The sequence below is a fragment of the Streptomyces sp. NPDC045998 genome (assembly GCF_056430285.1).
Genome location: NZ_JBWKLJ010000006.1, coordinates 159,067 through 174,983, shown reverse-complemented (window position 1 = coordinate 174,983; position 15,917 = coordinate 159,067). Strand labels below are relative to the sequence as shown.

At 72.8% G+C, this 15,917-nt stretch carries 17 protein-coding genes; 6 read left to right on the top strand and 11 right to left on the bottom strand.

From position 1 onward, the window contains the following. Window positions 1–78: 78 nt before the first annotated feature. The 4 genes from AC07FJ_RS19475 to AC07FJ_RS19460 form a co-directional block, all read right to left on the bottom strand. Window positions 79–1,545, bottom strand: a complete 1,467-nt coding sequence (locus AC07FJ_RS19475; RefSeq protein ID WP_479050465.1) for an aminotransferase class I/II-fold pyridoxal phosphate-dependent enzyme — start codon at window positions 1,543–1,545, stop codon at window positions 79–81. A 62-nt stretch (window positions 1,546–1,607) separates the two neighbouring features. Continuing rightward, window positions 1,608–1,919 carry a hypothetical protein gene (locus AC07FJ_RS19470; RefSeq protein ID WP_479050463.1) on the bottom strand — a complete coding sequence of 104 codons (312 nt, stop codon included), beginning with the start codon at window positions 1,917–1,919 and terminating at the stop codon, window positions 1,608–1,610. Window positions 1,920–1,925: 6 nt separating this feature from the next. Next, window positions 1,926–2,339: an SRPBCC family protein gene (locus tag AC07FJ_RS19465; RefSeq protein WP_361423639.1), complete on the bottom strand. Its 414-nt coding sequence runs from the start codon at window positions 2,337–2,339 to the stop codon at window positions 1,926–1,928. 241 nt (window positions 2,340–2,580) lie between these two features. Next, entirely contained in the window at window positions 2,581–4,086 is a 1,506-nt protein-coding gene (locus AC07FJ_RS19460) for an MFS transporter (RefSeq protein WP_479050461.1), read from the bottom strand. A 96-nt stretch (window positions 4,087–4,182) separates the two neighbouring features. On the opposite strand from AC07FJ_RS19460, the gene AC07FJ_RS19455 reads away from it, so the two are divergent. Then, window positions 4,183–5,037 carry an SDR family NAD(P)-dependent oxidoreductase gene (locus AC07FJ_RS19455; RefSeq protein WP_479050459.1) on the top strand — a complete coding sequence of 285 codons (855 nt, stop codon included), beginning with the start codon at window positions 4,183–4,185 and terminating at the stop codon, window positions 5,035–5,037. Here AC07FJ_RS19455 and AC07FJ_RS19450 read toward each other — a convergent pair. The 6 genes from AC07FJ_RS19450 to AC07FJ_RS19425 all read right to left on the bottom strand — a co-directional run bounded on the left by AC07FJ_RS19450 (window position 5,034) and on the right by AC07FJ_RS19425 (window position 10,840). Continuing rightward, window positions 5,034–5,498: an allene oxide cyclase barrel-like domain-containing protein gene (locus AC07FJ_RS19450; RefSeq protein WP_479050458.1), complete on the bottom strand. Its 465-nt coding sequence runs from the start codon at window positions 5,496–5,498 to the stop codon at window positions 5,034–5,036. The two genes, AC07FJ_RS19455 and AC07FJ_RS19450, sit on opposite strands and share 4 nt — an antisense overlap. Window positions 5,499–5,599: 101 nt before the next feature. After that, complete coding sequence (locus tag AC07FJ_RS19445) at window positions 5,600–6,055, bottom strand: YybH family protein (RefSeq protein WP_479050457.1); 456 nt, start codon at window positions 6,053–6,055, stop codon at window positions 5,600–5,602. Between the two features lie 111 nt (window positions 6,056–6,166). After that, window positions 6,167–7,210 (bottom strand): 2-hydroxyacid dehydrogenase, encoded by a 1,044-nt coding sequence (locus AC07FJ_RS19440; RefSeq protein ID WP_479050455.1) that lies wholly within the window; start codon window positions 7,208–7,210, stop codon window positions 6,167–6,169. 21 nt (window positions 7,211–7,231) lie between these two features. Continuing rightward, the gene (locus tag AC07FJ_RS19435; RefSeq protein ID WP_361423621.1) at window positions 7,232–7,855 is read right to left on the bottom strand and encodes a histidine phosphatase family protein; all 624 of its coding nucleotides are present in this window, start codon (window positions 7,853–7,855) and stop codon (window positions 7,232–7,234) included. Continuing rightward, window positions 7,852–9,336: an FGGY-family carbohydrate kinase gene (locus AC07FJ_RS19430; RefSeq protein WP_479050453.1), complete on the bottom strand. Its 1,485-nt coding sequence runs from the start codon at window positions 9,334–9,336 to the stop codon at window positions 7,852–7,854. Before AC07FJ_RS19430 ends, AC07FJ_RS19435 begins: the two co-directional genes overlap by 4 nt. After that, window positions 9,329–10,840, bottom strand: a complete 1,512-nt coding sequence (locus AC07FJ_RS19425; protein WP_479050452.1) for an FGGY family carbohydrate kinase — start codon at window positions 10,838–10,840, stop codon at window positions 9,329–9,331. The genes AC07FJ_RS19430 and AC07FJ_RS19425 overlap by 8 nt, the downstream gene beginning before the upstream one ends. 259 nt (window positions 10,841–11,099) lie before the next feature. On the opposite strand from AC07FJ_RS19425, the gene AC07FJ_RS19420 reads away from it, so the two are divergent. The 3 genes from AC07FJ_RS19420 (at window position 11,100) to AC07FJ_RS19410 (ending at window position 13,782) form a co-directional block, all read left to right on the top strand. After that, complete coding sequence (locus AC07FJ_RS19420) at window positions 11,100–11,891, top strand: DeoR/GlpR family DNA-binding transcription regulator (RefSeq protein ID WP_479050450.1); 792 nt, start codon at window positions 11,100–11,102, stop codon at window positions 11,889–11,891. A 372-nt stretch (window positions 11,892–12,263) separates the two neighbouring features. Then, complete coding sequence (locus AC07FJ_RS19415; RefSeq protein ID WP_479050448.1) at window positions 12,264–13,619, top strand: MFS transporter; 1,356 nt, start codon at window positions 12,264–12,266, stop codon at window positions 13,617–13,619. Further along, a complete protein-coding gene (locus tag AC07FJ_RS19410) occupies window positions 13,612–13,782 on the top strand; it encodes a hypothetical protein (RefSeq protein WP_361423612.1) in 171 nt (56 codons plus the stop codon). Before AC07FJ_RS19415 ends, AC07FJ_RS19410 begins: the two co-directional genes overlap by 8 nt. A gap of 72 nt (window positions 13,783–13,854) precedes the next feature. Here AC07FJ_RS19410 and AC07FJ_RS19405 read toward each other — a convergent pair whose 3' ends face one another. Beyond that, window positions 13,855–14,853, bottom strand: coding sequence for a zinc-dependent alcohol dehydrogenase family protein (locus AC07FJ_RS19405; RefSeq protein WP_479050446.1), 999 nt, complete (start codon window positions 14,851–14,853; stop codon window positions 13,855–13,857). Between the two features lie 89 nt (window positions 14,854–14,942). Here AC07FJ_RS19405 and AC07FJ_RS19400 point away from each other — a divergent pair, with 89 nt between their 5' ends. Both AC07FJ_RS19400 and AC07FJ_RS19395 read left to right on the top strand, forming a co-directional pair. After that, complete coding sequence (locus tag AC07FJ_RS19400; protein ID WP_479050444.1) at window positions 14,943–15,260, top strand: ArsR/SmtB family transcription factor; 318 nt, start codon at window positions 14,943–14,945, stop codon at window positions 15,258–15,260. Between the two features lie 135 nt (window positions 15,261–15,395). Next, window positions 15,396–15,830, top strand: coding sequence for a cytidine/deoxycytidylate deaminase family protein (locus AC07FJ_RS19395; RefSeq protein ID WP_479050442.1), 435 nt, complete (start codon window positions 15,396–15,398; stop codon window positions 15,828–15,830). The last annotated feature ends 87 nt before the right edge of the window (window positions 15,831–15,917 follow it).

The following is a 15,917-nucleotide window of genomic DNA, read 5'->3' as shown; positions in this document are numbered from 1 at the left end:
GCCGGTGGCCCGGTCCGGGCGCCGTGGGCTTCGCGGGGGTCGCAGGCTTCGCGGGGGTCGTCGGCGTCGTCGGCGTCCTCAGTCCTCGATGGACACCCGGATGCTCTTGACCTCCGTGTCCGCCGCGTCGGGCACGACCATGCCCGCGTCGACGCCGCTGCGCAGGTAGCGCAGGACCTCGGCGTTGAGGCGTTCGCCGGGCAGGGCCGCCGGGATGCCGGGCGGGTACGGGGTGAGCATCTCGGCGGTGACCCGGCCGACGGCCTTCTCCCACGGAACCTGCTCGGTCCGGCCGAAGAACGCGTCCCGCGGCAGCATCACCTGCTCCAGCCGCAGCTCGGCCGGGTCGGGCACCTCGACCTCGGGGGCGGGGCGCATCTCGTCGGCGTGGGCGGCCGCTTCCGCCAGGGCGGTGACGAGGGCGTCCGCGCTCGCCTCGTCGTCCGCGTGGGTGAGCTGGGCGCTGCTGCGGCGGTGGTCGGAGAGGTGCAGGTTGATGTGGTGCTTCTCGCGCAGCCGGTCGGCGACGCGGTAGCCGGTCGTACCGAGGGCGGTGATGTCGACGATGACCTGGAGCGGGTCCATGTCGAAGGCGCGGCCGGGCCCGCAGAAGTCGTCGCGGCCGTGCACGTGCAGGCCGTCGATGTCGGCGATCCGCGCCCGTACGGACTTGGCGAGGGCGAGCGCGTCGTCGTAGAGGGCGTGGCCGTGTTCGACCATCTGGCGGCGCCAGCCGTCGAGGGCCGCGTAGACGAGTACCGAGGGGCTGGTGGTGCCGAGGAGGTCTTCGCGGCTCTTGAGGACCTCGGGCTTGATGAGGTCGCCCTGGAGGTGGAAGACCGAGCTCTGTTCCAGTCCGGAGCCCATCTTGTGGACGGAGGTGACGCACACGTCCGCCCCGGCGTCCATGGCCCAGGTCGGCAGGTCGGGGTGGAAGGGCAGATGGGCGCCCCACGCCTCGTCGACGATGAGGGGCACGCCGTGCTCGTGGCAGACGCGCGCGATGCCGGGCAGGTCGGAACAGGTGCCGTACGGCGTCGGCGTCGTCACCAGCGCGCCCCGCGCGTCGGGGTGTTCGGCGAACGCGGCGCGGAAGGCGTCGGCGGACGGCGGGTGGGCGAGGTGGCGTTCGGCGTCCCACTGGGGGTCGACCCAGATGGGCACGATGCCGGCCAGGACCAGGCCGGAGACCACCGCTTTGTGCGCGTCGCGCCCCACGAGCAGCTTCTCGTGCGGGCCCGCGACCGACAGCATCGCCGCCTTCACGGACAGGGAGCTGCCGCAGGTGGAGAAGAAGGTGTGCTCCGCGCCCACCGCGTCGGCCATCAGCTCCTGGGCGTGCTCGACGATGCCCTTCGACGACATCCGGTCGTCGAGGCCGCTGGTGGCCAGGACGTCGGAGAGGAACACGGCGTCGCCGAGCACCGCGCGCACGCGCGGATCGGCCCCGCGCCCTTGTTTGTGCCCGGGTGGGGTGAAGGGGGTCTGGTTCTCGGCGTGGTACGCCCGCAGGGCGTCGAGTACGGGTGCCTTCGAGTGATCCATGTAGTCGCGGGTGCCCCCGCGCCCGGCCAGGAAACGGGACCGTCCGGGGCACGCGCCCGTGCTCAGGGCCGCGGGTTGGTGCGCTGCCAGCGCGGGCGGGCGTCGGGGCCGCGGCGGCCGGCGACGGAGGCGCAGCGCGGGCAGAGCCGCTGGACGCGGTCGGCGGCGCCACCCGACTCCGGGAAGGTGTCGGTCCAGGTGACGTGGGGGAAGCGGGCCAGTTCGGAGCGGCTGAGGGAGAGGCCGCAGACCGTCTGGTTGAGGCCCGGTTCCCAGGCGTGGACCTCGCCCGCGGGCAGCCGGCGGCGGCCGCCGTCCTCGTCGGTCCACTGACCCGAGGCGGCGACCGCGTACCGCTTGGCGCGCGGGGCCATGGGCGGTCAGCCGGCGGCGTTGTCGACGCGCAGCCGGACCTGCTGCTCCAGCCGCTCCAGGCTGCGGTCGAGGGCGTCGGAGACGGCCTTGTCGCCCGGGTCGTGGCTCTCGTCGAAGAAGGACAGGTGCACGGTCACCTCGCTGGTGCCGGTGTCGATGCCGGCGACCTGGAGCCAGCCGGTGTAACTGCCTTGTTCCCGGGTGCCCCATTCGAGCCGCATCTGGTCCCGCTCGGCGCGCAGCAGGGCGGCCGTGTCCTCGTCGGTGCGGTCCTCGTGGACGGTGACGGCGGGCAGGTCCTGGGCGTGCACGTGCAGCTCCGCCGGGAGCCAGGTGTCCATCTGGTCGATGTTGGCCGCCTGGTCGAAGACGTGCTCGGGCAGCGCGGGCATGGTGCGGGAGCGTTCGTACTCGGTCATCGCTGTATACCGTCCTCGGCTCGGGGTCGGTCGTTCCCAGGACGGGTTCCCGGCGGGCGGCGGCTGAAGCGGGGCGGGGCCGAAGCGGGCAAAAGAGAGCCCCGGCTGGACGGGGGAACCAGCCGGGGCAGTCAAGGGGGGCGGTTGTGAAGGCGTCTTCACAACCGACTGCATGAACGATAAACCATTCCTGCGGAAGGATGCCAATCGGCCTCCGGCAGGACTTCCGCCGTCCCGGTCCTCACAGCGCCGACTGCGGAGCCGTACGGCCCGGGGCGGCCGTCGCGGTGGCCGCCGCCTGCGCCGAGAGCGGCGTGGCGATGTCCTCCAGCGACCTGCGCTCCGCCGGGACGGCCAGGAAGAGGGCCACCAGACCACCCAGGACCATCACGGTGGCGCCGATGCAGAAGGCCAGCACGGTGTCGGCCGGAACGCCGCTCTCCGTGAGGCCCGCGAAGATCAGCGGCCCCGAGATCCCGCCGGCGGCGGTGCCGATGGCGTAGAAGAAGGCGATGGCCATGGCGCGCGTCTCCATCGGGAAGATCTCGCTCACGGTGAGGTACGCCGAGCTCGCGCCCGCCGAGGCGAAGAAGAGGACCACGCACCAGCAGGCCGTCAGGGTCGTCGCCGTGAGCCTGCCGTCGCCGAAGAGCCAGGCGGTGGCGAAGAGCAGGACGCCCGAGAGCAGGTACGTACCGGCGATCATGGGGCGGCGCCCCCAGGTGTCGAAGAGGTGCCCGAGCAGCAGCGGCCCGAGGAAGTTCCCGGCGGCGATGACCGCGAAGAAGTAGCCGGTGGAGCCGCTCGGCACGTCGTAGAAGGTCACCAGGATGGCGCCGAAGCCGAAGGTGATGGCGTTGTAGAGGAACGCCTGCCCGATGAAGAGCGCCAGACCCAGCACCGCCCGCCGGGGGTAGGCCCGGAGCAGGGTGCGGGCGATCTGCACGAATCCGACGCTGTGCCGCTGCTTGATGGTGATCGCGCCGGCGGGCTCGGGCAGCGGCGCGCCCCTCTCGCGCTCGATCTCGCGCTCGACGTCGGAGACGAGCTGTTCGGCGCCCTCGGCGCGGCCGTGGATGAACATCCAGCGGGGCGATTCCGGCACGTGCCGGCGTACCAGCAGGATGACCAGGCCGAGCACGACGCCGAGGCCGAAGGAGATCCGCCAGCCGAGGTCCTTCGGGAAGATCGCGGTGTCCAGGAACACGACGGACAGCAGGGCGCCGCCCATGGCGCCGAGCCAGAAGCTGCCGTTGATGATCAGGTCCACCCGGCCGCGGTACTTGCTGGGAATCAGCTCGTCGATGGCGGAGTTGATGGCCGCGTACTCCCCGCCGATGCCGAAGCCCGTGAGGAAGCGGAAGAGGAAGAACCACCAGGACGAGTACGACAGCGCGGTCAGCGCCGTCGCGGCCAGGTAGACGGCGAGGGTGATCAGGAACAGCTTCTTGCGGCCGAAGCGGTCGGTCAGCCAGCCGAAGAACAGCGCGCCGGAGCAGGCGCCGGCGACGTACAGGGCGGCGGCGACACCGGTGACCTGGGCGCTGCTGATGGCGAGGCCACTGCCCTCCTCCGAGAGGCGGCTGGCCATGCTGCCCACGATGGTGACCTCGAGGCCGTCGAGGATCCAGACGGTGCCCAGGCCGATCACGATCATCCAGTGCCACCGGGACCACGGCAGCCGGTCCAATCTGGCGGGGACCTGCGTGGTGACGGTCCCGTTCGTCGACTGACCGAGCTCGCTCATGGGTCACCTCCGGGGTGTCGTGGCGCGACGCGTGTACCCCATGATCAATCCAGCGAAACGGGCCTGCACGCCGGGCGAGCGGGTACCCCGGCGGTCATGGACACCGTGAGACCTCTGGCCGTGGTGACCGGCGCCTCCAGCGGCATCGGCCGCGAGCTGGCCCGTACGTTCGCCGCACACGGCTTCGACCTGGTGCTCTGCGCCGAGGACGCGGCGGTGGGCGCCGTCGCCGACGAGCTGCGGGGCCGCGGCGCCGACGTCACGGCGGTACGGGCGGACCTCGCCACCTACGACGGCGTCGAGCAACTGCACGCCGCGGTGCTCGCCACCCGCCGCCCGGTCGCCGCCGCGGCGCTGAACGCGGGCGTCGGCGCGGGCGGGGCGTTCACCGACACCGACCTGGCGGACCACGCCCGGGTGATCGACGTCAACATCAGCGGGACGGTGCACCTCGCGCACCGGCTGCTGCGCGCCATGGTCGACGAGGACGAGGGCCGGTTGCTGATCACCTCCTCGGTGGTCTCGATGGCGCCGGGGCCGTTCCAGTCCGTCTACAGCGCCTCCAAGTCGTTCCTCCAGTCCTTCGCGCAGGCGCTGCGCGAGGAGCTCAAGGACACGGGGGTGACCGTCACCTCGCTGATGCCGGGGGCCACGGAGACGGACTTCTTCCACCGGGCGGGCATGGACGACACCCGCCTGGGCCGCCTCCGGCACAAGGACGACCCGGCGCGGGTCGCCCAGGACGCCTTCGAGGCGCTGATGCGCGGCCGGAACCGGGTCGTCGCGGGCTCGGTGAAGAGCCGCGTCCTCGGAGCGGCCGTCAAGGCCGTGCCCGACCGGCTCAAGGCGGCGGGGCAGCGGTACCTGTCGGAGCCGCCCGCCGCGGCCGGACCGGGCCGGCGGGGCGGGCGGCGGCGAGGCCGTCGTCGGAAGGTGGGGCGGCGAGCCTAGCGCCGGATCTCGAGCCGCGCCCGCTCGTTCGGTGTCGCGATGTCCCAGAAGCGAGCGATGCCCCGGGCGTTGCTGTACTCGCCCGTACCGCCGGTGATGGCCATGTCGAGGGAGCCCACGCCCTTCGTCCACAACGACTGCATCGTCACCGACCCTTGCGCGGCCTCCATCGTGATGAGGCACTGCGACGTCGGTGCGTCGCCCTTCATCTGTATGACCTGGCAGGTCCCGCCGCCGCGTCCGATGGCGTGCCCGTTCTTGACGGCGGTGCCGGAGTAGACGTCCATGTCGCCCAGGCTCGGCCCCGCGGGGCCGAGATCGACGGCCGTGTACTGGTCGTTGCGCACCGTGACTTCGAGGACCTCGACACGCGCCTTCTCCGGAGTTCCGGCGTTCGCGCTGTCAACGGCCCATGCACCGACCGCGGCCGACGCGGCGAGCGTCGCGGCGGCGAACCTCATGAGCGTCGCCCGTCCGCGCGTACTCCGTCCTCTCCCCCGACGCACGGCGACGGCGGTGGGCGCCGAACCGGTGGTGACCATGGTGGATGCTCCTCACTGTGTCAGGCGAGCTGGTCGCGGTCGGACGGGAGCCAGACCGTCATGGTCGCCGGGTCGATCGGGATCGAGACGTGCTCGTGTGTGATCGACCACCTGCCGTCGGTCCGCTGGAGGCAGACGCTCTCCCGTACCCAGATCGACGCCTGGAGCCCGCCCTTCCGCTCCCCCGAGTCCAGGTGGAGCATGTGCGCGAACGCGGTGTCCCCGCCGGCCGCGAGGGTGAGGTCGTGCGTTTCCAGGCTGATGGGGCCGACGTATCCGTCGAACCAGCGCTGGAAGTTGCGGCGGATCTCGTCGGTGCCCGTGAACCGCAGCGGGGGGACGACGTCGTAGTAGACGGCGTCGGGGGCGTAGAACGACATGAGCCGGTCGATGTCCTTCGTCTGCTGGGCGTCGGCGCGCTGCGCCAGGAGCGCCCGGATCTCGGACTCGCAGGTGGTCGTGTCGTGGGTGGTCATCGCGTACTCCTTCGGTCGTGCGGTGTCCTCCGGGACGTCTGTTTCCGTCCCGTCCCGCTGCCCGTACGACGAGACGGCCCGGCGGAATGTGACACGGGGCGCCGTCACGACCTAGCCGCGCCGCAGCACCTCCGGGTTGGCGCAGTGGGCGAGGGTTTCGCCGCGCAGGAAGCGGGCGGCTTCGGCCGCGACGATGCGGGCCGCCTTGTGGGCGACCTCGCGGCTGCCGCCGGCGATGTGGGGGGTCAGGACGACGCCCGGTGTGGACAACAGCCGGGCGCCGGCCGGGACCGGTTCGACGGGGAAGACGTCGAAGCCCGCGCCCGCGAGGTGGCCGGCGTCGAGGGCGTCGCAGACGGCGTCGTAGTCGACGAGGGCGCCGCGCGCGCAGTTGACGAGCACGGAGCCGGGCCGCATGGCCGCGATCTCGTCGCGCCCGATCATGCCGCGGGTCTCCTCGGTCACCCGGGCGTGGAGCGAGACGATCCGGGAGCGGCCGAGGAGCTCGTCGAGCGGCACGAGGTCGGCGATGCCGTCCACCGCCTCGGGCGTGACGTACGGGTCGTGGACGAGGACCTTCGCGCCCATGGCGATCAGGACGCGGGCCACGCGCGAGCCGATCGCGCCGAAGCCGACCAGTCCGACGACCGCGCCGTCGATCTCGATGCCGCAGCGGTCGTAGTCGTAGTAGTCACCGCGCCAGGTGCCGTGCCTGAGGTCGGTGTGGACGTCGCCGATGCCGCGGGCGGCGGCGAGGATCAGGGCGAGGGTGTGCTCGGCGGTGGCGACGGCGTTGCGCCCGGGGGCGTAGCAGACGGCGACGCCGTGGCGGGTGGCGGCCTCCAGGTTGGCGTTGACGGGGCCCCCGCGGCTGACGCAGAACAACTCCAGGTCGGGGCAGGCCTTGAGGATCCGCTCGGTGAGCGGGGCCATCTGGGTCAGGCAGATCCGTACGCCGCGCAGCGCCTCGATCAGCTCGTCCTCGGTGCCGGACGCCTCGTCGACCTCGGCGACCGTGCCGAAGGGGGTGTGCGGCCACGGCAGCCCGAGCTCGCGTACGTCCAGGTCGGCGGCGGGTGTGGCGGCGCGCAGTTCCTCGGTCAGCAGGCGGGGCAGGACGAAGTGGTCGCCGGCGGCGAGGACGGTGGTGGTCACGGTGGTGCTCCAGACGGGGGTTCAGTGGGTGGTGCCGAGGGCGGCGGGTGCGTTGAGACGCAGCAGGGACGCCTGTCCGCCGGGCGGTAGCCGCAGTTCGGTCAGGGCGCCGTTCTCCAGGGCAGGGAAGACCTGGCGGTAGCGGGCGAGGGGGATGCCGAGGAGCTTGCACAGCACGAGGCGTACGAGGGTGGAGTGGGCGACGACGAGGACGCGCCCGTCGGGGAGTTCGCGGGCGGCCTCCTCCAGGCAGGCGATCGCCCGGTCGGCCGCCGCCGCGGGGTCCTCACCGCCCGGCAGGTGGTGGGCGACGGGGTCGGCGAGGAAGGCGGCGAGCGCGTCCGGGAACTCCTCGGCCATCTCGGCGCGCGTCAGCCCGTCGCCGCGCCCGAAGTCGACCTCGTACAGCCGTTCGTCGACGCGCGGGGTGAGGCCGACGGCGGTGGCGGCGGGTTCGGCGGTGAGGCGGGCGCGGGAGAGGGGGGAGCAGAGCACGGCGTCGAGCCGCTGCCCGGCGGCCCAGGCGGCGAGCGTGGCGGCCTGCTTGTGGCCGAGTTCGGTGAGCGGCACGTCGGTGCGGCCGGCGTAGCGGTTCTCCGCGTGCCATTCCGTCTCGCCGTGGCGTACGAGGATGAAGTCGGTCACTGCTCGGCCTTTCTGCGGGCGTGCGCCGCCATGGACGGGTCCAGTCGGCCCCGTCGGGTCAGTTCGTCGACGAAGCCGAGGTAGACGGGGGTCAGCCGGGCCGTACGGGACGGGTCGGGGGTCAGCTGCTCGCGGACGCGCACCATGGCGGCCGCGGCCTGTTCCAGCGTGGCTCCCGAGGCGGTCGCGGCGAGGACCGCCATGCCGGTGGCGCTCTCGGCGTGTTCCGGGAGGGCGACCGTGCGGCCGAGGACGTCGGCGCGCAGCTGCGACCAGTAGCGGTTGCGGGCGCCGCCGCCGGTGAGGGTGAGCGGGCCGTCGACGGGGGCGCCGAGGTGGTCGAGGTAGTCGAAGCAGAGGCGTTCGACGCAGGCGACGCCGAGGAGGAGGGCGTGGAACTCCTCCGCGTCGCCGGCCGGGTCGCCCAGCACGAAGGGGGTGGCGTCGGGCGCACGGAAGGGGAAGCGTTCGCCGGCCGCGCCGGTGAGGGGGTAGGCGACGGCGGTGGAGCCGGTGGCGGCGGCCCGGGCGGTGAGGGCCTCCAGATCCGCCCCCGGGAACCGGTGCGCGAGGGCGCCCGCGCCGCTGCTGGACGCGCCGCCGGGCAGCCACGTCGACCCCGGACCGCGGTGGCAGTAGACCACTCCCCCGGGGTCGCGTACGAGGTGGGGGCTCGCGCCCTTGAGGACGAGGGTGGTGCCGAGGACGGAGTTCCAGGCGCCGGGGGTGAGGGCTCCGGCGCCGATCTGGGCGGCGCAGCCGTCGGTCATGCCCGCGACGATGGGCGTTCCGGCGGGGATGGAGGTCGCCGTGGCGGCGTCGGCGCAGACGGTGCCGATGACGGTGCCGGGCCGTACGACGTCGGGGAGGAGGCCGGGTGGGACGCCGAGCGCGCCCAGCTCCTCGTCGGGCCAGCGGTCGTCGACCAGGTGGTAACCGGTCTTGAGGGCGTGGCTGGCGTCGCTCGGCAGCTGCCGGCCGGCGAGCCGCCAGGTGATCAGGTCGGCCTGGTGGAGCAGCCGGGCGCCCGGGAAGTCGGTGTCGTCCAGGAGCCAGAGCAGTTTGGGCAGGGCCCAGGACGGCTGCATGGTGCGGTAGCCGAGCGCCTCCCACACCGCGGCGCCCGCCTTGTTGACGCGTGCGGTGTACGCGCGGGCGCGCCCGTCGTCGTACATCAGGCCGGGTGTGAGGGGTGTGCCGCGCTCGTCGGCGAGGAGGACGGTGCCGGAGGTGGCGTCGACGGCCAGGCCCCGGACGCGCGCCGGGTCGATGCCGGTCAGGGCCTCGCGGCAGGCGGCGGCGAGGGCGGACCACCACTGCTCGGGGTCCTGCTCGTGGCGGGGTCCGTCGCGGCGGCCGGTCAGCGGGCGGGACGCGGCGGAGAGGAGCCTTCCGGTGCCGTCGACGGCGACCGCGCGGGCGGACTGGGTGCCGAGGTCCAGGCCGAGGTGGACGGCGTCGGCGGTGAGGGCGTCAGACATGGGGCGCTTTCCGTGCGGTGGCGGGAACAGGTGCCCAGCCGAGGGAGCGGGCGGCGGCGCGCCAGGTCAGGAACGCCTCGTACAGCTCGTCGTAGTGCGCGGCGCGCCCGGGGTCGGGCTCCCAGCCGGCGCGCATGCGGACGTACTTGTCGGCGGCTGCGCGCATGCCGGGCTCGGCGCCGCTGAGGACCAGCCCGGTGAGGAACGCGCCCTTGGCGCCGAGCTCGGTGTCGGCGCTGCGGGCGGTGGGGACGCCGGTGACGTCGGCGATGAGCCGGCACCACGCGTCGCTGGCGGAGCCTCCGCCGCACAGGCGCAGTTCGTGGACGTCGGTCCGGGAGGCGCGCAGGCAGTCGCGTACGACGAGGGACAGGCCCTCGAAGACGGCCCGGGCGAGGTGCGCGGGCGTGTGGTCGAGGGACAGGCCCCAGAAGGTGCCGCGCGCGTGCGGGTCGAGGAAGGGGGCGCGCTCCCCGGCGGGCGAGAGGTACGGCAGGAAGGCCGGGCCGCCGGGCGCGGGAGGGGTGGAGAACGCGAGCTTCCCGAGGGCGGCGGGCCCGTCGACGGCGAGGAGGCGGGAGGCCCAGTCGAGGACCTCGGTGCCGGAGAGGGTGGGGAAGGCGCGCAGGAGGCGTTCGCGGCCGCGGTACGCGATGTTGATGCCGCAGGGTTCGCCGGAGGTGTCGACCTCGCGGGTGACGATCTCCGTGCAGAGGGTGGTGCCGAGGATGGCGCACGCCTGCCCGGGGTCGACGACGCCCGCGCCGCGCGCGGTGGAGGCGATGTCGTACGGGGCCATGACGACGGGCAGCCCGGCGGGCAGGCCCAGCTCGCCCGCGGTGCGGTGGGTGATCTCGGCGATGCGTTCGTGCTCGCCGAGCACCCGGGGCAGCAGCCGGGCGTGCTCCGCGAAGCCGAACAGGTCGAGGACGGCCGGGTCGTAGGCGCCGGTGGCGTGGTCGAGGAAGGGTGCCGACGCGTCGGACTCGTCGATCGCGGTGACACCGGTGAGCTTGAGGAAGAGCCAGCCGGCCGCCGTCAGGGCCGTACGGGAGCGCGCCAGGCGGTCCGGGTCGTGGGCGGCGAGCCAGCTGATCACGGCGTTGGGCATGCCGCTGCAGGTGAGGGAGCCGTTGCGGCGGTAGGCCTCCTCCAGGACGCCGTCGGCGGCCCAGCGGGTGAGGAGGTCACCCGCGCGGCCGTCGGACCAGAGGACGGCGGGGCCGGTGGGGCGGCCGTCGGCGTCGACGAGCCAGCAGCCGTCGCCCTGGGCGGTGAAGGACACCAGCCATACCGGGTCGTGGCCGGGGCCGAGCTGGGAGAGGGCGCTGCGGACGGTGTAGACGACCGCGTTCCAGACGGCGTCCATGTCCTGTTCCGCCCAGCCGGGGCGGGGGCGCAGCACTTCGGTCCCTATGCGGGAAAGCGCTCTTTCCTGTCCTTGGTCGTCGAACACGACCGATTTGATGACCGACGTGCCGACGTCGATGGTGAGAACCGACATGGAATACCTGCCCCTTCGCACTTGCGGACGTCAGGGAAACGTGCCGTCGGGCGGTGCGTCAATCAGCTGGGAAAACCTCCCGTGACCGGCCGGGGCCACCGTGTGAAAACGCGGGGGCGTTGGCGACGGCGTTCCCGTCGGCCGGGCGGCGCCGCACGCCGGTCGTGTTAACTTCACGTGAGATTCTCATCCCTCACCCCACCCACCCCCCACCCTTCCCGGCGCGCCGGTGGAGTGAACCGGAAAGGAGCCGGACGCCGTGACCCGTATGGACGCCCAGGAGGAGCGGCGGCGCCGGCTGCGCGATCTGGTGACCGCCAAGGGGTTCGTCCGCACCGCGGACCTGGCGGAGGAGTTCGACGTGAGTGTGATGACCGTGCACCGCGACCTGGACGCGCTCCAGTCGCAGGGCTGGTTGCGGAAGGTGCGGGGCGGGGCGAGCTGCCTGCCGTCCACGCAGTTCCACGGCAGCGTCAGCGAGCGCATGACGACGATGGCGCGGACCAAGCACCGGCTGGCGCGGGCGGCGGCCGGGCTGCTCGCGCCCGGGCAGATCGTCATGCTGGACGACTCCACCACCTGTCTGAGCCTGGCGCAGCAGATGTCGGGCCACACGCCGCTGACGGTCATCACCAACTCGCTGCCGGCGATCTCGGCGCTGGCGCGGGAGCCCGGGGTGTCGCTGATCGCGCTGGGCGGCACGTACTTCCCGGCGTACGACGCGTTCATGGGGCTGCACACGGCGCAGAGCGTGGAGTCGTTCCGCGCGGATGTGCTGTTCATGTCCACCACGGCCGTGACCGGGGGCCGCTGCTACCACATGTCACCGGAGACGGTGCAGGTCAAGCGGGCGATGATGGCGTCGGCGGCGCGGCGGGTGCTGCTGGTCGACCACACGAAATTCGCCAACCAGGGGCTGTACGCGCTGGCGCCGCTCGCCGACTTCGACCTGGTGCTGGTGGACGACGCGGCGCCGGCGGGCGAGGTGCGGCGGCTGCGGGAGATAGGCGTCGACGTCCGCACGGTCGACGCGTCGGGCACGCCGGGCTGAGTCCCTCCGGGCTGAGCCGCCCCGGCCGTGCGCCACGAGGACACCTCGCCACGTTGTCACGCGGTCACGCGGTCACGCGGTCACGCGGTGACGTGGTGACGTGGTCACAGATCACGTGAACATCACATGGGCTTCACGTGGGCCCCGACGCCAGCCTCGCGCCGGTCTCGCCCCGGCCACCGGGCTGAGCTGGGCGAACCGCCGCCTCGCGCGGCGGGGCCCGGCCGCGTGTCCCTCGATTTCACGCCACGGCTTCCCCGTACGGCGAGGTTTTCTCCCCGCGCATTGACCGCCCTCCCGTGCGGCCGTTTCATCGTGACGCCTTAGGCACCCACCCCCCTCCCCCGTCCCCCGTGGAAAAGGTGGTTTCTCGTGGCCGTCGTTCTGGATCCCTCGTCCTCCCCCGCCGAGGAATCACCCCCGAGGCATTGGCTGGACAGGATCGGCATTCCCCGGCCCCTCGCATGGGGATTCCTCGGTGTTCTCATTTTCATGATCGGCGACGGAGTCGAATCCGGATATCTAGCGCCGTACCTCCTGGACGAGGGAATGTCCAAGGAGCGGGTGGCGGTGCTGTTCACCGTCTACGGCGTGACCGCGAGCGTCGCGGCCTGGTTCTCCGGCGCGCTGTCCGACCTGTGGGGCCCGCGCCGCGTCATGATGCTCGGCCTGGCCGTCTGGGCGGCGTTCCAGGTGGTGTTCCTCGCCTTCGCGGTCCCGGCGGCCGACTTCGGCCTCCTGCTGGCCGCTTACGGCCTGCGGGGCTTCGGCTATCCGCTCTTCGCTTACGGCTTCCTGGTGTGGGTCACGGCGGTGACGCCGCAGCGGCGCCTCGGCTCGGCGGTGGGCTGGTTCTGGTTCGCCTTCACGGGCGGCCTGCCGACGCTGGGCTCGCTGGTCGCCAGCTTCGCGGTGCCCGCGATCGGTGCGTACGGAACGCTGTGGCTCTCGCTGGGCCTGGTGCTGGCGGGTGGTCTGATCGCGCTGCTGCTGGTGCGCGAGCCCACGGGCGCCCGCCGCCTCGCACCCGCCGGGGAGCGCCCGGTCGCCACGCTGCTCGGCTCGCTCGCCATCATCTGGCGCAACCCGCGGATCGGCACGGGCGCGGTGGTGCGGGCGATCAACACGGCACCGCAGTTCGGGTTCCTGGTCTTCCTGCCGGTGTTCTTCACCGACACGCTGGGCTTCTCGCTCACCGAGTGGCTTCAGCTGCTGTCGGCGATGTTCGCCACCAACATCTTCTTCAACCTGATCTTCGGGGTGGTCGGCGACCGCATCGGCTGGCAGCGCACCGTCGCCTGGTGCGGCGGCGTCGGCTGCGCGGTGACCACGCTCCTCCTCTACTACGGCACGGTCGCGGCGGGCGACCACTACGCCCTCGCGATGGTGCTGGTCGGCCTCTTCGGCGCGACCCTCGCCGGCTACGTACCGCTCTCGGCCCTCATGCCGTCGCTCGACCCGGCCCACAAGGGCCAGGCGATGTCGGCGCTCAACCTGGGCGCGGGCGCCAGCACCTTCCTGGGCCCGGCGCTGGTGGGGATCTTCCTCGGGCCGCTCGGTGTGCAGGGGGTGATGTGGATCTTCGCCCTGCTCTACCTGGCGAGCGCCGTGATGACCCTCTTCCTCAAGCTGCCGCAGGCGGTATCACCGGCGGCCGACGGGTACTCGTCGGCTCCCGCCCCGGCAGCGCGGGCGCGGGACGATTCCCCGGAGGCGAGCGATGAGTGATGCGTGGGACTACCCGACGCCCTCCCAGGCGGAAGGCGAGCGGGAGCCGGGCGTCGACGAACACCCCGACGTGGCCCGCTCGACGCCCTCGCAGGCGGAGGGCGAGCGCACCGCCGAGACGGAGGAGGTCGGGCGCGAGGCGAAGGGCGAGGACCCGGCGTGAGAGACCGGTCCGCGGGCCGCACCCGGAGACGTCCGGGTGCGGCCCGCGGCCCGTCGCGGTGCGAGCGGTGTGTCAGGTCCCCACGGTGACGACGATCTTGCCGAACTGGACGTTGGACTCCATGTACGTGTGCGCCTGCACGATCTCCTCCAGCGGGAAGAGGCGGTCCACCACCGGGCGCAGGAAGCCGGTGCGCAGGCCCGAGGTGATGAACGCCGTGGCGCGGCGCATCCGCTGCGGGTCCCTGGTGATCTCCAGCATCGAGTACGTACGCATGTTCAACGCGGGCATGCCGAGGTCGAACCCGGGGTACGGCGTCGGCTGCCCGCTCTGCTCGCCCCACAGGAACAGCGTCCCGTCGGCGGCGACGGCCCGGGCCAGCTCCACGACTCCGGGACCGGCGACGGCGTCGAAGACGTACGCGGCACCCTTGCCACCGGTCAGCGCCAGCACGCGCCCCGCGACGTCCTCCTCGTCCGAGACGATGACGTCGGCCGCGCCCTCGTCGAGCAGCCGCTGCCGCTTGGCGCGGCCGCGGGTGACCGCGACGGGCGTGGCACCCAGGCGGTTGGCCGTCTGGATGGCGGCGAGGCCGACGCTGCTGGAGGCCGCGTTGATCACCACCACGTCTCCGGCCCGAACCCGGCCCACTTCGGCCATCGCGCCGTAGGCGGTGAGGTACGGCATCCAGACGGCTGCACCGGCCACCGGGTCCGTCCCGTCGGGGCGGGGCATGAGCGCGGCCGCCGGGACGATGGCGCTCTCCGCGTACACGCCGTAATCGTTCTGCGAGAAGCTCGGGACGACGCTGACGGCCTGCCCCTCCGCGAAACCGGCCACCTCCGGCCCTACCGCCTCGATGATCCCCGCGGCCTCGTAGCCGATCCTGGCGGGCAGCTGCTTGACCGGCTCGATGTAGCGACCGCTGCGGAACAGCCCCTCGGCCCTGTTGAGCCCGATGGCCTCCACCCGGATCCGCACCTCCCCGCGGCCCGGCTCGCCTGTCTCCAGGTCCTCGATCCGCAACACCTCGGGCCCGCCGAGCTCGTGGAACCGCACCGTCCTTGCCATGGAACCGTCCTCCCTCTCGGAAACGCGGTTCACCGTGCCACACAAGTTCGACCGCCGTCAAACTTTGATGGCGGTCGTACCATGTCTCCATGGAACGCACGCCGCCCCACCCCCAGCTGTCCGAGGTGACCCTCCAGCAGGTCCTGGAGGCCCTCGTCGACCCGGTACGCCGGAGCGTCGTCAGCCAACTGGCCACCGCCGGCGAGGACATCGCCTGCGGTGCCTTCGACATGCCGGTCAGCAAGTCCACCGCCACCCACCACTTCAAGGTCCTCCGCGAGGCGGGCCTGATCCGCCAGTACTACGTCGGCACCTCCCGGATGAACGCCCTGCGCCGCACCGAGGTGGAGGAAGCCTTCCCGGGCTTGCTGGACGCGGTGACGGGGGCACGGGAGGCGGCGGGCTGACGCGGGTGCCGACGCTCAACTCCTTCGCCCGGGTGGAGCCGGTCCCACGCGGACGGTCCCGGGCGCGGATATTCGCTTGCGGTACCTCGTCGCCCGCGTCACCGTCGCCTGACGCACCCGACGAGAGCGGAGAAGATGAACAGCCAGGCACACCACGTCGACCACGAGCTCATCCAGGCCGCGGCCGACGTCGCCCGTACGCGCTGCCGGGGCGACAACCACACCATGGCGGCGGCGGCCCGCGCCCGGGACGGCCGGATCGTCACCGCGGTGAACGCCTACCACTTCACGGGAGGCCCCTGCGCCGAGCTGGTCGTCATCGGCGCGGCCGCCGCGCAGGGCGCCTACGAACTGGACACGATCGTCGCGGTGGGCGACCGGGACCGAGGAGTGGTCCCTCCGTGCGGCCGGTGCCGCCAGGTGCTGCTCGACTACTTCCCCGACCTCAAGGTCATCGTCGGCACGGGCGACCGCATCCGCGCCGTCGCCATCACCGACCTGCTGCCGGAGACCTACGTCTGGGCGGACCATCAGCTGGAGGTCGCGACGGCGCCCCGCAGCGAGGGCTGACGTCATCACGCCCGGGATGGTCGGACACCCCCGGCGCGTTACGCAGGTGGTCGGCGCTGCTCGTGCGCCGTCGGGGAGAGGAGTTCG

Bases quoted from the DNA above. Each gene is read 5' to 3' on its own strand.
- AC07FJ_RS19455 (WP_479050459.1), top strand. From the start codon at position 4,183: ATGGACACCGTGAGACCTCTGGCCGTGGTGACCGGCGCCTCCAGCGGC.
- AC07FJ_RS19430 (WP_479050453.1), bottom strand. From the start codon at position 9,336: ATGTCTGACGCCCTCACCGCCGACGCCGTCCACCTCGGCCTGGACCTC.
- AC07FJ_RS19405 (WP_479050446.1), bottom strand. From the start codon at position 14,853: ATGGCAAGGACGGTGCGGTTCCACGAGCTCGGCGGGCCCGAGGTGTTG.
- AC07FJ_RS19465 (WP_361423639.1), bottom strand. From the start codon at position 2,339: ATGACCGAGTACGAACGCTCCCGCACCATGCCCGCGCTGCCCGAGCAC.
- AC07FJ_RS19400 (WP_479050444.1), top strand. From the start codon at position 14,943: ATGGAACGCACGCCGCCCCACCCCCAGCTGTCCGAGGTGACCCTCCAG.
- AC07FJ_RS19410 (WP_361423612.1), top strand. From the start codon at position 13,612: ATGAGTGATGCGTGGGACTACCCGACGCCCTCCCAGGCGGAAGGCGAG.
- AC07FJ_RS19450 (WP_479050458.1), bottom strand. From the start codon at position 5,498: ATGAGGTTCGCCGCCGCGACGCTCGCCGCGTCGGCCGCGGTCGGTGCA.
- AC07FJ_RS19395 (WP_479050442.1), top strand. From the start codon at position 15,396: ATGAACAGCCAGGCACACCACGTCGACCACGAGCTCATCCAGGCCGCG.
- AC07FJ_RS19475 (WP_479050465.1), bottom strand. From the start codon at position 1,545: ATGGATCACTCGAAGGCACCCGTACTCGACGCCCTGCGGGCGTACCAC.
- AC07FJ_RS19445 (WP_479050457.1), bottom strand. From the start codon at position 6,055: ATGACCACCCACGACACGACCACCTGCGAGTCCGAGATCCGGGCGCTC.
- AC07FJ_RS19460 (WP_479050461.1), bottom strand. From the start codon at position 4,086: ATGAGCGAGCTCGGTCAGTCGACGAACGGGACCGTCACCACGCAGGTC.
- AC07FJ_RS19425 (WP_479050452.1), bottom strand. From the start codon at position 10,840: ATGTCGGTTCTCACCATCGACGTCGGCACGTCGGTCATCAAATCGGTC.
- AC07FJ_RS19470 (WP_479050463.1), bottom strand. From the start codon at position 1,919: ATGGCCCCGCGCGCCAAGCGGTACGCGGTCGCCGCCTCGGGTCAGTGG.